Consider the following 16,944-nt stretch of genomic DNA (forward strand, 5'->3'; position numbering starts at 1 on the left):
TGACGACCCAGCAGGATGTGCTCACGGGTCTGTGGCATTGGGCCATCAGTCGCAGCAACAACCAGGATCGCGCCGTCCATCTGCGCAGCACCGGTGATCATGTTTTTCACATAGTCGGCGTGGCCTGGGCAGTCAACGTGCGCGTAGTGGCGAGTCGGGGTTTCATATTCAACGTGTGAAGTGTTGATGGTGATACCACGAGCTTTCTCTTCTGGTGCGTTATCGATCTGATCGAACGCTTTAGCAGAGCCGCCGTAGGTTTTAGCCAGAACGGTGGTGATAGCTGCAGTCAGAGTGGTTTTACCATGGTCAACGTGACCGATGGTGCCAACGTTTACGTGCAGTTTGTTACGCTGAAATTGCTCTTTCGCCATGGCGATAATTCCTTACGTTGTGCCTTCATGAGTCATGAAGGCATCAGTTCACAATTTTTAAACCGTAGCTTATTTGCTACGAGCTTCAATAACGGCCTGAGCGACGTTGTTCGGCGCATCATCGTACTTCAGGAACTCCATGGAGTAAGAAGCACGGCCTTTGGTCAGAGAACGCAGCTGGGTTGCATATCCGAACATTTCAGACAGTGGAACTTCAGCATGGATCTGAACGCCAGTAGCGTTAGATTCCTGTCCTTTGAGCATACCACGACGACGGCTAAGGTCACCGATAACGTCACCGGTGTTCTCTTCCGGAGTCTCTACTTCAACCTTCATGATCGGCTCAAGCAGAACGGGCTGTGCTTTCTTAAAGCCATCTTTGAAGGCTAAAGAAGCGGCCAGTTTAAACGCCAGCTCAGAGGAGTCAACGTCATGGTAAGAACCGAAGTGCAGACGAACACCCAGATCTACTACCGGGTAACCGGCCAGTGGACCAGACTTCAGCTGCTCCTGGATACCTTTATCAACCGCAGGGATGTATTCAGTTGGAATCACACCACCCTTGATGTCGTTGACGAATTCGTAACCTTTAGGGTTAGAACCCGGCTCCAGTGGGTACATGTCGATAACAACATGACCGTACTGACCACGACCACCAGACTGCTTAGCGTGTTTACCTTCAACATCGGTAACTTTAGAACGAATCGCTTCGCGATAAGCAACCTGTGGTTTACCGACGTTCGCTTCAACGTTGAACTCACGCTTCATACGGTCAACGATGATGTCGAGGTGCAGCTCACCCATACCCGCGATGATGGTCTGGTTAGATTCTTCATCAGTCCATACGCGGAAAGATGGATCCTCTTTTGCCAGACGACCCAGAGCCAGACCCATTTTTTCCTGGTCAGCTTTGGTTTTCGGCTCAACGGCGATAGAGATTACTGGCTCTGGGAATTCCATGCGCTCAAGAATGATGACATTTTCTGGATCACACAGGGTGTCACCAGTGGTCACATCTTTCAGGCCGATCGCAGCTGCGATGTCGCCCGCACGAACTTCTTTGATCTCTTCACGTTTGTTAGCGTGCATCTGAACGATACGGCCCAGACGCTCACGGTTTGACTTAACCGGGTTGAACACGGTGTCACCGGTGTTAACAACACCAGAGTAAACGCGGAAGAAGGTCAGGTTACCCACAAACGGGTCGGTTGCGATTTTGAACGCCAGAGCAGCAAACGGCTCGTTGTCGTCAGAATGACGCTCAGCCGGCGTGTCTTTACCGTCGTCCAGCATACCGTTGATCGCGGTAACGTCAGTCGGTGCTGGCAGGTATTCAACTACCGCATCCAGCATCGCCTGAACACCTTTGTTCTTAAATGCAGAACCACAGGTAACCAGGATGATTTCGTTTTTCAGCACGCGCTTACGCAGAGAAGTTTTGATCTCTTCTTCAGTCAGCTCTTCACCGCCGAAGAATTTCTCCATCAGCTCATCAGAACCTTCTGCAGCGGCTTCAACCAGATTCGCACGCCATTCATCAGCCAGTTCCTGCATATCAGCTGGGATATCTTCGTAAACGAAGGTAACGCCCTGATCTTCATCGTTCCAGTTGATGGCTTTCATTTTCACCAGGTCAACAACACCGGTGAATTTCTCTTCTGCGCCGATTGCCAGCTGAAGCGGAACCGGGTTTGCACCCAGGCGCGTTTTCATCTGATCAACAACTTTCAGGAAGTTAGCACCCATGCGGTCCATTTTGTTAACGAACGCGATGCGTGGAACTTTATATTTGTTAGCCTGGCGCCATACGGTTTCAGACTGTGGCTGAACACCACCAACCGCACAGTAAACCATTACTGCGCCATCAAGCACACGCATAGAACGCTCAACTTCGATGGTGAAGTCAACGTGTCCCGGGGTGTCAATGATGTTGACGTGGTGTGGCTCGAACTGCTTAGCCATACCTGACCAGTAACAGGTGGTTGCAGCGGAAGTGATGGTAATACCACGTTCCTGTTCCTGCTCCATCCAGTCCATGGTTGCGGCGCCGTCATGCACTTCACCGATCTTGTGGTTTACACCGGTGTAGAACAGAACACGTTCGGTAGTGGTAGTTTTACCGGCGTCGATGTGAGCACTGATACCGATGTTACGATAGCGCTCAATGGGTGTTTTACGAGCCATTTGATTCCTCTGATTCTGAGACGTTCTAAGTTAAAAAAGCCCAGCAGGTAAGCCACTGGGACGCCCGCTGGGTTAATAACAACTACGTGGCTGTTACCAGCGGTAGTGTGCGAACGCCTTGTTGGCTTCAGCCATACGGTGAACGTCTTCACGTTTCTTAACTGCAGTACCTTTGTTCTCTGCAGCGTCAGAAAGTTCGTTCGCCAGGCGAAGAGCCATTGATTTATCACCGCGTTTACGAGCAGCTTCAACGATCCAACGCATTGCCAGAGCATTACGACGAACCGGACGGACTTCAACTGGAACCTGGTAGGTTGAACCACCAACGCGACGTGACTTAACTTCTACAGTCGGACGTACGTTTTCGAGTGCAACTTCGAAAGCTTCCAGACCATCTTTACCTGCACGTTGAGCCAGGGTATCAAGTGCGGTATAGACGATAGATTCTGCAGTAGATTTTTTACCATCTACCATCAGGATGTTTACAAATTTAGCCAGCAATTCTGATCCGAACTTAGGATCTGGCAGGATTTTACGCTGACCAATGACGCGACGACGTGGCATGGAAATACTCCGTTGTTAATTCAGGATTGTCCAAAACTCTACGAGTTTATTTTGACATTAAAGTGAAAATGTTTGGCCTTACTTAACGGAGAACCATTAAGCCTTTGGCTTCTTCACGCCGTACTTGGAGCGTGACTGCTTACGGTCTTTAACACCTGAGCAGTCAAGCGCGCCGCGAACGGTGTGGTAACGCACACCTGGCAAGTCTTTAACACGACCGCCACGGATCAGGATCACTGAGTGTTCCTGGAGGTTATGACCTTCACCGCCGATGTAGGAGGTAACTTCAAAACCGTTAGTCAAACGCACACGGCAAACTTTACGCAGTGCTGAGTTTGGTTTTTTAGGGGTAGTGGTGTACACACGAGTACAAACACCACGTTTCTGCGGGCAAGCTTCCAGCGCAGGCACGTTGCTTTTTGCAACTTTGCGTACGCGTGGTTTGCGAACCAGCTGGTTAACTGTTGCCATTAAATAGCTCCTGGGATTTAGCTTTTTGCTTCGTAAACACGTAATAAATCGCCTCGTATTACTACGAGGAGGCAGAATTTTAGGGCTGTGTCAAAAGGGTGTCAAGAAATAACCAGGTTTTCCTTGCTACCAGGCCACTTGTTGTTGGTGCTTCACCGTCATCGCAACGAAACCAGTATAGTCCAAACGTGCTACTTTGGTCGAAATTTGCTCAACCAACCCACGCGCGACCACATCTTCCTCAAGAACCCAAAGCGCGGCCGGAGAGGCTTGCAGCTTGATGAACATCTGGCTGCCCTCAAGCGCGGCCGTGACGCCATCCTGCATTAGCAGCAAATCGTCGCCCTCCTGCATCAGCAGTAACAGGCTATCGATATCGCATTGCCAGGGTGATTGCAGCAGCGTGTAGAGCATGTTGGATTCTCAGAAACGAAGGATTCGATGATAAGTGGCGAGTTTCTGGCGCAGTGTCGCGGCATCCAGCACTTCAGCCGTCATCACGCGTTCAGCCGTCAGGCTTTGCCCGCGCGCATCAAGTGACTCTCGGCAGGCGAAACACTGGTCGATGTCGTAGAGATCGAGCACGCCAAACGTCGCGATATAGTTGCGAGCCAAAATCTGCTCAGGCTGCTGTGCGCGTTGCAGTTGCAGCACGCCATCGCCAATAAAGAACAGTCCAATGTCTTCGCTGAGCGCGCCAGTGGCCAGCACCGCATCCAGCCCTTCCCTGCCCGCGCTGCTGCCGTGGGGGGCCTGAGTGAAAAGAAATGCCACACGATTCATCAGAATTGCACCAGACGATCACAGCTCAACGCGGCTTCTGCCAGCGCACCTAAGCCGCTCAGTTCAAAACCAGGCTGCAAATTACTGCCCACCAGTTGCAAGCGCGTCGCTTCCTGCTCATCCGTCACGCCACGGCGCAATGCGGCAGCCACGCAAATATTTAGCGCGGCACCACTCTCTTCGCGCAGTTGCTGCCATGCGCGCACCACATCGACTTCATCGCTGGCAGGTGAAGTGAGCTGATTGGCATTCAGCACGCCTTCTCTATAAAAGAAAACACTTTCCAACTGGTGCCCTGCTTTGAGCAACGCACGAGCAAACAGCAATGCACTACTGGCATTCTGCGTACCGTATGCCGGCCCCGTCACCAGTAAGGTATAACGCATTAGCGATCCTGCCCCTGGAAGTCTCCACTTTTGAACTGGCGGATGTAGAGGTAAACCGTGTGTTTGGAAATATTGAGACGATCGGCCACCTGGTTAATCGCATCCTTGATATCAAAAATTCCCTTCTCGTACAGGTTGAGCACAATCTGGCGATTCTTGGCGTTGTTCGACACATTGCGGTCGTTGCTCACTTCCTCAATGGTAAATTCCAGCGTTTGCATCACCAGGTCTTCTACTGAGCTGGCAAAGTTGACGTTGGAATCTACCTGCTGCATTTCCGGCGGCATAAAGGTCGACATAATCTGCGAGAACGGCACATCAAGGTTCATGTTAATACACAGCAGGCCAATCACGCGCTGCTGACGATTGCGAATCGCGATGGTGACCGATTTCATCAGCACGCCGCTCTTAGCGCGCGTGAAGTATGCGCGGGACACATTGCTGTCGGCGCCATGCATATCATGCAGCATGCGCAATGCCAAATCGGTAATCGGTGAGCCCACTTTGCGGCCGGTATGTTCACCGTTGGCGATGCGCACGGCGGAGCATTTCAAATCTTCCAGTGAGTGCAGCACGATTTCGCAGTGCGAGCCGATCAGCATCGCGAGGCCATCAACGACGGCTTCGTAAGATTTGAGAATATCGTAATCGGCTTGCTCGAACGGACGTTGCTCCAGTAAATCGAAGTCAGTCAGTTCGCCGGGATTGAATGGATTAGACATCGAAGACATTACCCTAAATGGCTGGAGCCTGTCTCGACAGCTTTGGGGCAGACTCATATTGTGATAGTTGTGCAGGCGCTAGTCTGGCAAATGTCGGGGTGTTTAGCCAGAGCTTTACTCATTCCCCTAAACAATTTGGGTTGCTGCAAGACGGCATATTGGTTCAGCCCTGAGCATGAGTGAGGATGGCGAGCATAGCCAGCGCAGCTCAAGTCTGGCGGACAAATAAAAACGCCGCCCGGAGGCGGCGTCAGAAGCGCAAGCAGATTACTGCGCTTTCTTATCAGCAGCGGCCGGAGCCTGTGCTTTCTCATCCGCTTTTGGCGCTGGCTTGATATCCAGCAGCTCAACATCAAATACCAGCGTTGAGTTGGCCGGAATGCCCGGAACGCCATTTTTGCCGTAAGCCAGGTTCGGTGGGATCACCAGCTTGATCTTGCCGCCTTTCTTCACGTGCTTCAGACCTTCGGTCCAGCCTGGGATCACGCCGTCGAGACGGAATGACAGTGGCTCGCCACGGGTGTAAGAGTTATCGAACTCGGTACCGTCGATCAGCGTACCTTTATAGTTCACGACGACGGTGTCGCTGTCTTTAGGTGCGTCACCGGTGCCTTCTTTCTCAACCTGATACAGCAAGCCAGATTCAGTTTTCTTCACGCCTTTTTCTTTGGCGAATTTATCAGCGTAAGCGGCGCCCTTGTCAGAGTTCTCTTTCGCGTCTTTTTCCATCTTCGCCTGTGCAGCGCCTTTCACGCGGCCTTCGAAGGCTTGCAGTGTCTGCTCGATCTCTTGATCAGACAGTTTGCTCTTGCCACCGAATGCATCCTGAACACCTGCGATCAACTGATCTTTGTCCAGTTTGATGCCCAGTTTCTCTTGTTCCTTCAGAGAGTTGTCCATGTAGCGACCCAAAGAAGCACCCAGCGCATAAGCTGACTGCTGGTCTTCGTTTTTGAAGGCAGCATTTTTCGGTGCCTGCGGTGCTGCCTGAGCAGCGTCAGCCGGAGCCGCAGCGGTTTCAGCTGCCATTGCCAGCGGTGCATTCAGCGCAATGGCCATGGTGGTAGCTAACAATGTGACTTTAAACAGTGATTTCATCCTTTCTCCAAAACCGAAGCATCTAAACCTCGGGAATCATTGCGGACAGTGGCCCACACTATAACTTTACGTGGCAGCGGCGAACACTCCCACAACGTAATTACCCGCTTAACATCCGACCTTTTTTGCATCAGGAAGTTTCACCAGAGATGAAGGCATTAGCGCTGATTTCAACCGCAAAGCCCCATAAAGGTTAAAAATCGGGTGATTCTGCCGCTAAAGACCGTAGAATCACGCCCGATACGCGCCAGGCGCAGCACCGTGACAGGAGAAGAAATGATGCAGCATGAAGAGTGGGAACAACGCCTTGAGGCGCTGGAGAGCAAACTGGCATTTCAGGAGCACACCATCGATCAGCTCAATCTGACGGTGACTCAACATGAACTGGAGATGAGTCGTATGCGCGAACAGGTACGTTTATTAGTGGATAAAGTGAAAGCAGCGACACCTTCACCGATTGCTTCGCAGTCCGAAGAGACGCCACCACCGCACTATTAAAGCAAAAGGCCACCTGAAGGTGGCCTTTTGTTGTTCAATGCAGAACTTAGTGGCTGCAACCGCAACCGCCAGTACCACAACCGCCCTGGCCGTGATCGTGACCATGGTCGTGATCGTGGTCATGATGATGACCATCTGCACCATGCACATGGCCGTGTGCGATTTCTTCTTCCGTTGCTTCACGGATCGCTACCACTTCCACGTTGAAGTTCAGGTTCTGACCCGCCAGCATGTGGTTACCATCAACCACAACGTGCTCGTCTTCCACTTCAGTGATTTCAACCGGCACTGGACCCTGATCGGTTTCTGCCAGGAAGCGCATGCCAACCTGCAGTTCGTCGACGCCCATGAACACATCTTTTGGTACACGCTGCACCAGGTTGTCATCGTACTGACCGTAAGCGTCGTTTGCCGGAATATGCACATCAAACTTATCGCCAACCGCGTGATTTTCCAGCGCTTTTTCCAGACCAGAAATCAGGGAACCATGACCGTGCAGATAGTCCAACGGTGCACTCACCGGTGACTCGTCAACCAACACACCGTCTTCGGTACGAACCTGATACGCCAGGCTCACCACCAGGTCTTTTGCTACTTTCATGATATCTCCTAACCGTTGAGAACTGAGATCCCGTCTCATTGGTCTATTTTGCGTGCAATAACCAACCAGAAAGGTTCAAGACTGAGGATGCCAACAAATGTGTTGCTGCATACTGCTCAGCGTTAATGGCGCCGATTGTAGCGGAATTCAATCCCGCTGTAAGTTTAAGCTTAAAAAAAGCTGCGCCATTCTGCTACTCAGGATGAAAAATGCCGATCACTTGCTCATTGCTGCGCACCTTATCGCGAACTTGTTTATCCGCTTCACGCATTTGATGGCCGCACTGCACGCACTCCACCACTTCGACATTGTTTTCACGCCATAACGCCAGCGTGTCTTTTTCCTGACATTGCGGACATACCGCACCAGCAATAAAACGTTTACGCATACTCTTTCCTGCCCGCTATTAAGCAACGGATATGTTAAGTGTAGTCCTACTCGTCATCCCAACCGTCGATCTGACGTTTTTCATGCTGCATTTCGCGCTGGAAGATGTCTTCTAACTCACGACGAGCTTCACGCACACGTGAGGCCTGCGCATTATCATCGTGACTTGGCACCAGTTCACGTAGCATGCGCATATCGAGTCGGCGGAAATGCTGTTGCGCGCGTTGCGCCTGATGCGGATGCATGCCGAGTGAAATCAGCGTCTTGCGCCCCAACTCCAGCGCACTTGAGAAGGTTTCACGCGAGAACAACGTCACGCCCGCTTGCAGTAATTCATGGGCTTCCACACGGCCACGCGCACGCGCCAGAATTTCCAGCTGCGGGAAGTGCTGCTGGCAAAGGTGAACGATGGACATCGAATCTTCCGGATCATTGCAGGTAATCACAATGGATTGTGCATTCTCCGCACCGGCAGCACGCAGTAACTCAAGCTCAGTGGCATCGCCGTAGTAAACCTTATAGCCATATTTACGCATCAGGCTGACAGCCGAGATGTCACGCTCCAGCACCGTAATACGCTTATTGTTAGCCATCAGCAAGCGGCCCACCACCTGACCAAAACGACCAAAGCCAACCACAATGACCTGCGGCTGATCATCTTCGACAAACGGCTTCTCATTGTCATCATCGGGCTCATTGAACCGACGTGCGAGAATTTTATCCACCCCCTGCATCAACAGCGGTGTGGTCATCATCGACAGCGTCACCGTCACCAGCAACAGTGGTAATTGATCGCCGCTAAACAGTTTGGCCGACGAGGCCGCTGAAAACAGCACAAAAGCAAATTCACCGCCCTGGCTAAGCACCCCGGCAAACTGCAGGCGCTCGGAACTGCGCAAACCATAAATACGGCCCAGCACATAGAGCACTAGCGTCTTGACCGCCACGAGAATCACTACGCCAAGGATAATCTCCGCGATATGGGTATAGAGCACGCCCAAATTCAGCGCCATGCCGACGGAAATAAAGAACAGCCCGAGCAGCAACCCTTTGAAGGGTTCGATCGCCACTTCCAGCTCGTGCCGATATTCGCTCTCGGCCAGCAGGATCCCGGCGATAAAGGTGCCGAGCGCCATCGACAGCCCGAGCGCATCCATAAACAGCGCCGATCCCAGCACCAGTAATAATGAGGCCGCCGTGAATACTTCACGGACACCCGACGCAGCGATAAAGCGGAAAATCGGACGCAGCAGATAACGGCCGCCCACCAGCATGCCAGCAAACGCCAGCACCTTCATGCCCACTTTCAGCCAGTCAACATGGCCACTGTCGCCACCGGCCAGCAACGGCACGAGGGCTAATGCGGGAATGACAGCCAAATCCTGGAAGAGGAGCACTGAGAAGCCGAGTTGTCCCGCTTCGCTACGATTCATGCCTTTATCGCGCATCAATTGCAGTGCCATAGCCGTCGAAGACATTGCCAGGCCAATCCCGCCGATCACTGCGGCTTGCCAGCTAAAGTTGGTCAGCCACAGCAGCACACCGAGAATCGCGGCAGAAACCAATACCTGCGCAGCGCCCACACCAAAGATTGAACGTCTTAACGCCCAAAGCTTGGCGGGATTCAACTCCAGCCCGATGATGAACATCAGGAACACCACGCCGAGTTCGGAGAAGTGCAGAATCTCATCAACGTCGCTGATAAAGCCTAGCCCCCACGGCCCGATGGCAATGCCTGCCACTAGATAACCCAGCACGGCACCAATACCAAGTCGGGCCGCAATCGGCACCACAACCACAGCGGCCACCAGATAAATCACTCCGGCAGTGAGTAACGTTTGACCTTCCATCACATCACTCCCTGCGGCAATGGTGACGAGAGCCAGTCACGGTAGGCGCGCGCATAATTGCGCATCACTTCCGGTGTCTGGCGGCGAGCCCAATAGATCACCATCGGCGTCATCCAGTGCATACGACACATCTGCGCCGTCAGCTCAAACGGACGCATGATGTCGCTCATCGGATAACGATTCAGGCCGTTATGGTGATACGCGGTTTCCGGTTCTCCGGTGGTCACCACGCTGCGCCAGTACTTGCCCTCCAGCGCATTCCCGTCCTGGCCGCTGGCAAACCCACGCGACAACACGCGATCCAGCCACTCTTTCAGCAAAGCCGGGCAGCTATAGGTATACAACGGATGCTGGAAAACGATGATTTGGTGTTCGCGCAACAGCTGCTGCTCGTAATGAATATCAATGAAAAAATCCGGATAGTGGGCGTATAAATCGTGCACCGTGACGTGGTCCAGTTCCATAGCCGACTGCAGCAAAACCCGATTAGCAATCGAATCCTGTGTTTCCGGATGGGCGTAAAGCAGCAAAATTTTGGGTGGCTGCGACATCGTTCCCCTCCAAAGCGTCGTCACCGCAACGGAATTCCGCTACCATGCTCGACGCAACTAACCATTATTGAATTATGTTGCCGATAAATTAACATATTCTGACGATACGGCGCTTATGATTGTCTTTTCCGCATTACAAATACGCCGCGGCACTAACGTGCTGCTGGACAACGCAACAGCCACCATTAATCCCGGCCAAAAAGTCGGTTTGGTGGGTAAGAACGGCTGTGGAAAATCCACGCTGCTGTCGCTACTGAAGGGCGAAATTAGCAGTGATGCAGGCAATTTCACTTTTCCAGGTAACTGGGCGCTGGCATGGGTGAACCAGGAAACCCCGGCCCTCACTAAAGCCGCGCTGGAATATGTTATCGACGGCGACCGCGAATATCGTCAGCTTGAATCCGAATTAGCTGATGCCAACGCCAGGGATGACGGCAACGCCATCGCTCTGCTGCATGGCAAGCTGGATGCAATTCAGGCGTGGAGCATACATGCTCGCGCCTCCAGCCTGCTGCACGGATTGGGCTTTAGCCAGGAACAATTAATGCGGCCGGTGAGTGATTTCTCCGGTGGCTGGCGCATGCGCCTTAACCTTGCGCAAGCGCTGGTGTGCCGATCCGATCTGCTGCTACTTGATGAACCGACTAACCACCTTGATCTTGACGCTGTTATCTGGCTAGAGCGCTGGTTGAAAAGCTATGAAGGCACGCTGATCCTCATCTCGCATGACCGTGACTTCCTTGATCCGGTGGTGGATAAAATCATTCATATCGAACAGCAAACGATGTTCGAATACACCGGCAACTACAGCTCGTTCGAGCGCCAGCGCGTCGCCAAACTGGCGCAGCAGCAGGCGTTGTTCCAGAGCCAGCAGGAAAAAGTACAGCACCTGCAAAAGTACATCGATCGCTTCCGCGCCCAAGCCACTAAAGCCAAACAGGCGCAGAGCCGTATCAAGATGCTGGAGCGCATGGAGTTAATTGCCCCGGCTCACGTCGATAACCCGTTCAGCTTCAGCTTCCGCGCACCAGAGAGCCTGCCCAATCCATTACTGAAAATGGAGAAAGTCACGGCGGGTTATGGCGAACGCATCATTCTTGATGCCATCAAACTGAATCTGGTACCGGGTTCACGCATCGGTCTACTCGGCCGTAACGGTGCGGGTAAATCAACGCTGATTAAACTGCTGGCCGGTGAAATTGAAGCGCTGGATGGTAAAGTTGGCCTGGCAAAAGGCATCAAGCTTGGCTACTTCGCTCAGCATCAACTTGAATACCTGCGCGCCGATGAATCGCCATTGCAGCATCTGGCCCGCATTGCGCCACAAACGCTGGAACAACAGCTGCGTGATTATCTGGGCGGCTTCGGTTTCCAGGGTGATAAAGTCAGTGAAATCACTGAACGTTTCTCAGGCGGTGAAAAAGCGCGACTGGTGCTGGCACTGATCGTCTGGCAACGTCCAAATCTGCTGCTACTCGATGAACCGACCAACCACCTTGATCTCGACATGCGTCAGGCATTGACCGAAGCGCTGATTGATTTCGAAGGCGCGCTGGTGGTGGTTTCGCATGACCGTCATTTACTACGATCCACCACCGACGATCTCTATCTGGTACATGACCGCAAAGTCGATGTGTTTGAAGGCGATCTCGATGATTACCAGCAGTGGTTGAGCGATCTGCAAAAGCAGCAAGCCCAGCAGGATGCTGCACCAAAGCAGGATAACGCCAACAGCGCCCAGTCTCGTAAAGATCAGAAACGCCGCGATGCTGAACTGCGCGCGCAAACTCAGCCGTTGCGTAAAGAGATCGAGAAGTTAGAGAAGCAGATGGCGAAGTGGCAGAGCCAGCTCAGCGAAGCGGAAGCGATGCTGTCAGACAGTGCAATTTACGATCAGAGCCGTAAGGCCGATTTAACCTCGGCGCTGCAACGTCAGGCTGAAAGCAAATCGGCGCTGGAAGACGTTGAAATGGCCTGGCTGGATGCTCAGGAACAACTGGAGCAAATGCTGGCGAGTTAAGCAGTGTATGTAACCAGAGCGGCGCCATTCATTGCGCGTCCTCTAACCCCCTCGCGATAAATTCCGCTGTGACCCGATTATGCCTGCTGTAAAGCCAGCAGGCATGTTTAGGTCGGCATTGATGCCGACCTGGCTAACCACCGTCGTCATTCAAAAAGGCACATCACCCAGCACGGTTGCGCGATGCATCACTCTACGCGCCGGATAATAATCCGCATTGGCATAATGCTGCGTGACGCGGTTATCCCAAATAGCCACATCATTCTCTTGCCAGCGCCAGCGCACCTGAAACTCCGGTTTTGCCGTGTGCCAGAACAGGAAATTCAGCAGTGCTTCGCTCTCCTTCTCACTCAATCCCAGTAAACGCGTCGTGAAGCCTTCATTCACAAACAGCGCCTTACGCCCACTCACCGGGTGCGTGCGAATGACGGGATGGTGTACCGGCGGATGCTTCGCCACGGCCTGTTGCCAGCGTTGATGTTCCTCTTCGGTCTTACGGTATTTATATTCCTGGAATGACTTCTTGAAATCGTGTTCTGCCTGCAAGCCACTCAGCAGCTGCTTAAAAGGCTCTGACAGCGCTTCATAAGCCGCAATTCCCGTTGACCACAACGTATCGCCACCGCTTTCCGGCAGCAGCTTCGACGCTAAAATCGCAATCGCTGGCGGCGTTTCAATAAAGGTCACATCGGTGTGCCAGTTATCGTTATCCGGTGGATTATCCTGATGGGTATCCAGCACGATAATTTCTTCCACCCCCTCTGCATGCGGATACACCGGATGGATGTGCAGATCACCGAAGCGGATCGCCAAAGCGCGCTGCTGTTCCGGCGTGATCACCTGATTGCGCAGGAACAACACCTGATGGCGCAGCAGACCATGATAAAGCTGCTCAAACTGCGCATCGCTTAACGAGCGGCTGAGATCGAGATCGCTAACCTGCGCACCGATATGCGGGCCCAGCGCGGTAAAAGTGATACGTTCGTTCATTGCTGTTCTCCATTCCAGGGCGTTAATCGGCGCTGCAAAGCGCGCAGACCCAGTTCTAAGCTAAAAGCGATCAAGGCAATTACGGCGATTCCGGCCAGCACCACATCGGTGGCAAGGAACTCGCCCGCCGACTGCACCATAAAGCCGAGTCCTCGCGTGGCAGCAATCAGTTCGGCGGCCACCAGCGTCGACCAACCCACGCCGAGGCCAATGCGTAAACCGGTAAGGATTTCAGGCAATGCGCCCGGCAGGATGACAAAGCACAGCAGTTGCCAGCGCGTAGCACCTAGTGCCTGCGCAGCGCGAATCCGTACCTGCTGAGCATTCGTCACACCCGCCAACGTCGACAGCGTCACCGGCGCGAAGATCGCCAGATAAATCAGTAAAATTTTTGAGGTCTCACCGATACCGAACCAAATCACCATCAGTGGCAAATAGGCGAGCGGCGGCACCGGACGATAGAGTTCAATCAGTGGATCGAGCAGCCCCCTAATCGCGGGACTTAGGCCCATTGCAATCCCCACCGGGATGCCAATCAACGCAGCGAAGAACAGCGCCACCAGCATGCGCGTCAGGCTGGCGCCCAGGTGCTGCCATAGGGTCGCATCCATAAAGCCTTGCGGGCTGGCGATCAGCAGCAGCTTTTGCAGCACCTGCTGGGGCGGCGGCAGAAATAGCGGTGCCACCAAATTGAGCGCCGTCACGCTCCACCACACCAGCAGCAGCACGGCTACACTCAGCAAGCTCAGGGAAAACTGCGGTGAAAAAGGCCAGCGCAACGTGCGTCGGCGAGTCTGGGTTTTCTCATCAATCACCGCGCTCATACAAACGCCTCCCGCTGGGAAAAGACCTGTTTCAGCACATATTCACGGCGCTCGATAAAGGCAGGGTCGGATTTGATACTGCGGCACGGTTCACCCGCAGCGAAGCGCTGACCGAAGTCGAGTTTGATGCGCTCCACCACACGGCCTGGCCCCGGCGACAGCAGCACCAGTTCGCTGGCAAGAAACACCGCTTCTTCAATATCGTGGGTAATCAGCAGAATCTGTTTGCCGGTATCACGCCACAGCGTCAGCAGCAGGGTTTGCATCTGTTCGCGTGTAAAGGCATCCAGCGCACCAAACGGCTCATCTAACAGCAGCAACTGAGGATCAGCCGCCAGCGCACGCGCAATCCCCACGCGCTGACGTTGCCCCCCAGAGAGCTGCCAGACAAAACGCTTTTCTGCCCCTTCCAGTCCGACTTTGCGGATTAAACGGCGAGCAATGGCGTGGCGTTCAGCCTTGTCCATTCCCGCCAGCTGCAAGCCAAACGCCACGTTATCGATCACGTTACGCCACGGCAGTAGCCCTTCGTTCTGAAACACCACGCCGCGTTCTGCGCCCGGTCCATTTACCGCTTTGCCATCCAGCGTGATACTGCCTGACTCCAGCGGCAGGAATCCGGCGATCAAGTTCAGTAAGGTGGTTTTGCCACAGCCTGACGGTCCCAGCACCACCAGCAGGTCGCGTTGATCCAGCTGCAGGTTGATATCCTGCAGCGCAGGTTGTCCGGCGTAACGTGCATTCAGATTGGTGATGCTGAGCATACGGCCTCCGTTATTTCGCCAAAGGCGCGACAAAGCGCGTGGTGACAAAGCTGCTGTAATCGTTAGCGGCATCCGGCACTTTGCCCTGCTCTTTCAGGAAGTGCGCGGTATCAACAATGGCTTTGTTCACTGGCTTGCCCAGCTGTTCCACCTGCTGCTGTGCGGTCAGGTAGGTATTGCCTTGCACCAGAACCGGCACATCGCTTTCCGGTACGCCACTCAGACGCGCCAGTTTGCTGAGATTGTCGGGCTGCTTGAGCCACTGTTCTGGATTCGCAATGTAGGCTTGCTGTGCCTCGATCGCACTGCGCGCGAAAGCGGTAACCACTTCAGGATGCTGCTGAGCGAAATCTTTGCGCACCACCCACACATCCAGCGTTGGCGATCCCCATTTGCCCACCTGAGAAGAGTCGGTTAACACCGTGCCATCCTTTTCCAGCTCGTTTACCGCCGGTGACCAGACGTACGCGCCGTCGATATCACCGCGTTTCCACGCTGCAATAATGGCTGGCGGTTGCAGATTCACTAACTGCACCTGCGATGGCTTGATGCCCCAATGTTTGAGCGCTGACAGCAGGCTGTAATGGGTGGTGGAGATGAAGGGCACGGCGATGCGTTTGCCAATCAGATCCCTGGGACTGGTGATGGATTTTTTGACCACCAGCGCTTCGGAATTGCCAAGCTGTGATGCCAGTAAGAAAGCTTCGATGGGCAACTGCTGTGTTGCCGCCACTGCCAGCGGGCTGGACCCGATATTACCGATTTGCACATCACCGGAAGCCAATGCCCGCAGCACGCTGGCACCGCTATCAAACTTGCGCCAGTCGACCGTCGCGCCACTCTCTTTGGCAAAGGTGTTATCGGCCTGCGCCACTTTGGCCGGTTCCGCCGAGGTTTGATATGCCACGGTGACGTTGACCGCCTCTGCCTGGAATGCCATCAAGGCCAATGCTGCCGCCACTGCCGTTATCGTTTTTTTTACTGCCATCATCATTCACCCCAATGTTATGTCGTGATGGCAGTTTCTCCAGCGGCTGTAATTTCATAAAGGAATTAAAAATTATCCCTAATGAAAATCTGTTCTTAGATCAACATCGGGCAACGCTATGCGAAATGCGCAAATGCAAAGAAGGCGTAAAGACGGAAATATGTCACACGCTCACATAGCGACTGTGCTATTGATAGGCTTCTGATTTTTCACCTCTACTGGCGGTACTGAAATCCATGTCGATTGAGAAAGTTGCCCGTCTTGCTGGCGTGTCTAAAGCCACGGTTTCTCGGGTGTTGAACCAGCATCCGGGCGTGCGTTCTGATACACGAGCAAAGGTATTGGCGGCCATCGAACACTGTGACTATCAGCCCAACCTGCTGGCCCGCCAGCTGCGTACTGCCCAGAGCCATATGTTGCTGGTGTTAATTTCAGACATCACCAATCCTTTCTGTTCACGTGTGGTGCAAGGCATTGAAGCTGAAGCCGAAGCGCAGGGTTATCACATCCTTTTGTGCAATTCGGCCTCACAGCTGCCGCGTGAAGCCGCTTATCTGGCGTTATTAAGCGGTAAAGTGGTCGATGGCGTGATCACCATGGATGCTGCGGCCTGCCTGCAACAGCTGAAGGGGTTGATAGGTGACGCGCCTTGGGTGCAATGCGCCGAATACGATCCGGCTATCGCTGCTTCCAGTGTCACGATAAACAATAAAGAAGCGGCTTACGAAACCGTGCGTTATCTGGCCAACAAAGGCCGCCGCCGTATTGCATTGGTTAACTGTGATATGCGCTACCTTTACTCGCATCAGCGTGAAAGTGGTTATCGCGAAGCGCTCGAGCAACTGGAACTGAATTGGGGTGGCGTGGCTTACGCGGAAAACATTTCGTG

At 53.4% G+C, this 16,944-nt stretch carries 20 protein-coding genes; 3 read left to right on the top strand and 17 right to left on the bottom strand.

The features are described from left to right. From H7A81_RS17930 to fkpA, 9 genes are all read right to left on the bottom strand, one after another. On the bottom strand, nt 1-374 hold a 374-nt coding region (locus H7A81_RS17930; protein ID WP_182058275.1), incomplete at its 3' end, for a GTP-binding protein. A 69-nt stretch (nt 375-443) separates the two neighbouring features. Beyond that, complete coding sequence (gene fusA / locus H7A81_RS17935) at nt 444-2,558, bottom strand: elongation factor G (RefSeq protein WP_097119691.1); 2,115 nt, start codon at nt 2,556-2,558, stop codon at nt 444-446. A gap of 93 nt (nt 2,559-2,651) precedes the next feature. Then, entirely contained in the window at nt 2,652-3,122 is a 471-nt protein-coding gene (gene rpsG, locus H7A81_RS17940; RefSeq protein ID WP_007886246.1) for a 30S ribosomal protein S7, read from the bottom strand. A gap of 96 nt (nt 3,123-3,218) precedes the next feature. Continuing rightward, nucleotides 3,219-3,593, bottom strand: a complete 375-nt coding sequence (gene rpsL / locus H7A81_RS17945; protein ID WP_006120575.1) for a 30S ribosomal protein S12 — start codon at nt 3,591-3,593, stop codon at nt 3,219-3,221. A gap of 126 nt (nt 3,594-3,719) precedes the next feature. Next, nucleotides 3,720-4,007: a sulfurtransferase complex subunit TusB gene (gene tusB, locus H7A81_RS17950; RefSeq protein ID WP_034830769.1), complete on the bottom strand. Its 288-nt coding sequence runs from the start codon at nt 4,005-4,007 to the stop codon at nt 3,720-3,722. 9 nt (nt 4,008-4,016) lie between these two features. Further along, a complete protein-coding gene (gene tusC, locus H7A81_RS17955) occupies nt 4,017-4,376 on the bottom strand; it encodes a sulfurtransferase complex subunit TusC (RefSeq protein ID WP_034830771.1) in 360 nt (119 codons plus the stop codon). Continuing rightward, the gene (tusD, locus tag H7A81_RS17960; protein WP_058960611.1) at nt 4,376-4,762 is read right to left on the bottom strand and encodes a sulfurtransferase complex subunit TusD; all 387 of its coding nucleotides are present in this window, start codon (nt 4,760-4,762) and stop codon (nt 4,376-4,378) included. Before tusD ends, tusC begins: the two co-directional genes overlap by 1 nt. Continuing rightward, nucleotides 4,762-5,484 carry a transcriptional regulator gene (locus tag H7A81_RS17965; RefSeq protein WP_034830776.1) on the bottom strand — a complete coding sequence of 241 codons (723 nt, stop codon included), beginning with the start codon at nt 5,482-5,484 and terminating at the stop codon, nt 4,762-4,764. Before H7A81_RS17965 ends, tusD begins: the two co-directional genes overlap by 1 nt. A 267-nt stretch (nt 5,485-5,751) precedes the next feature. Continuing rightward, nucleotides 5,752-6,582, bottom strand: a complete 831-nt coding sequence (gene fkpA, locus H7A81_RS17970; protein ID WP_045833796.1) for an FKBP-type peptidyl-prolyl cis-trans isomerase — start codon at nt 6,580-6,582, stop codon at nt 5,752-5,754. Between the two features lie 279 nt (nt 6,583-6,861). Between fkpA and H7A81_RS17975 the strand changes: the two genes are divergently transcribed. Next, nucleotides 6,862-7,080 carry a SlyX family protein gene (locus tag H7A81_RS17975; RefSeq protein ID WP_034830802.1) on the top strand — a complete coding sequence of 73 codons (219 nt, stop codon included), beginning with the start codon at nt 6,862-6,864 and terminating at the stop codon, nt 7,078-7,080. A 46-nt stretch (nt 7,081-7,126) separates the two neighbouring features. Here the strand turns inward: H7A81_RS17975 and slyD are convergent, their stop codons facing one another. The 4 genes from slyD to kefG form a co-directional block, all read right to left on the bottom strand. Next, entirely contained in the window at nt 7,127-7,681 is a 555-nt protein-coding gene (gene slyD / locus H7A81_RS17980) for a peptidylprolyl isomerase (protein ID WP_034830781.1), read from the bottom strand. A gap of 193 nt (nt 7,682-7,874) precedes the next feature. After that, nucleotides 7,875-8,069, bottom strand: a complete 195-nt coding sequence (locus tag H7A81_RS17985; RefSeq protein WP_034830784.1) for a YheV family putative zinc ribbon protein — start codon at nt 8,067-8,069, stop codon at nt 7,875-7,877. 46 nt (nt 8,070-8,115) lie between these two features. After that, the gene (kefB, locus tag H7A81_RS17990; protein ID WP_058960609.1) at nt 8,116-9,918 is read right to left on the bottom strand and encodes a glutathione-regulated potassium-efflux system protein KefB; all 1,803 of its coding nucleotides are present in this window, start codon (nt 9,916-9,918) and stop codon (nt 8,116-8,118) included. After that, nucleotides 9,918-10,469 carry a glutathione-regulated potassium-efflux system ancillary protein KefG gene (gene kefG / locus H7A81_RS17995; protein WP_034830789.1) on the bottom strand — a complete coding sequence of 184 codons (552 nt, stop codon included), beginning with the start codon at nt 10,467-10,469 and terminating at the stop codon, nt 9,918-9,920. Before kefG ends, kefB begins: the two co-directional genes overlap by 1 nt. 115 nt (nt 10,470-10,584) lie before the next feature. Between kefG and H7A81_RS18000 the strand changes: the two genes are divergently transcribed. Then, the gene (locus H7A81_RS18000) at nt 10,585-12,489 is read left to right on the top strand and encodes an ABC transporter ATP-binding protein (protein ID WP_166936281.1); all 1,905 of its coding nucleotides are present in this window, start codon (nt 10,585-10,587) and stop codon (nt 12,487-12,489) included. A gap of 150 nt (nt 12,490-12,639) precedes the next feature. On the opposite strand, the gene tauD is transcribed toward H7A81_RS18000, so the two are convergent. The 4 genes from tauD to tauA are packed head-to-tail and all read right to left on the bottom strand — an operon-like array spanning nt 12,640 to nt 16,058. After that, nucleotides 12,640-13,479 carry a taurine dioxygenase gene (gene tauD, locus H7A81_RS18005; RefSeq protein ID WP_182058276.1) on the bottom strand — a complete coding sequence of 280 codons (840 nt, stop codon included), beginning with the start codon at nt 13,477-13,479 and terminating at the stop codon, nt 12,640-12,642. Continuing rightward, nucleotides 13,476-14,303 (bottom strand): taurine ABC transporter permease TauC, encoded by an 828-nt coding sequence (gene tauC, locus H7A81_RS18010; protein WP_182058277.1) that lies wholly within the window; start codon nt 14,301-14,303, stop codon nt 13,476-13,478. Before tauC ends, tauD begins: the two co-directional genes overlap by 4 nt. After that, nucleotides 14,300-15,067: a taurine ABC transporter ATP-binding subunit gene (tauB, locus tag H7A81_RS18015; protein ID WP_182058278.1), complete on the bottom strand. Its 768-nt coding sequence runs from the start codon at nt 15,065-15,067 to the stop codon at nt 14,300-14,302. Before tauB ends, tauC begins: the two co-directional genes overlap by 4 nt. Before the next feature lie 10 nt (nt 15,068-15,077). Further along, nucleotides 15,078-16,058: a taurine ABC transporter substrate-binding protein gene (tauA, locus tag H7A81_RS18020; protein ID WP_370529965.1), complete on the bottom strand. Its 981-nt coding sequence runs from the start codon at nt 16,056-16,058 to the stop codon at nt 15,078-15,080. Nucleotides 16,059-16,291: 233 nt separating this feature from the next. Between tauA and H7A81_RS18025 the strand changes: the two genes are divergently transcribed. Continuing rightward, nucleotides 16,292-16,944, top strand: a 653-nt coding sequence (locus H7A81_RS18025; protein WP_182058280.1) for a LacI family DNA-binding transcriptional regulator, incomplete at its 3' end; no start/stop codon positions are given.

The organism is Pantoea sp. ME81, assembly GCF_903970985.1.
Taxonomy (GTDB): Bacteria; Pseudomonadota; Gammaproteobacteria; order Enterobacterales; family Enterobacteriaceae; genus Pantoea; species Pantoea communis.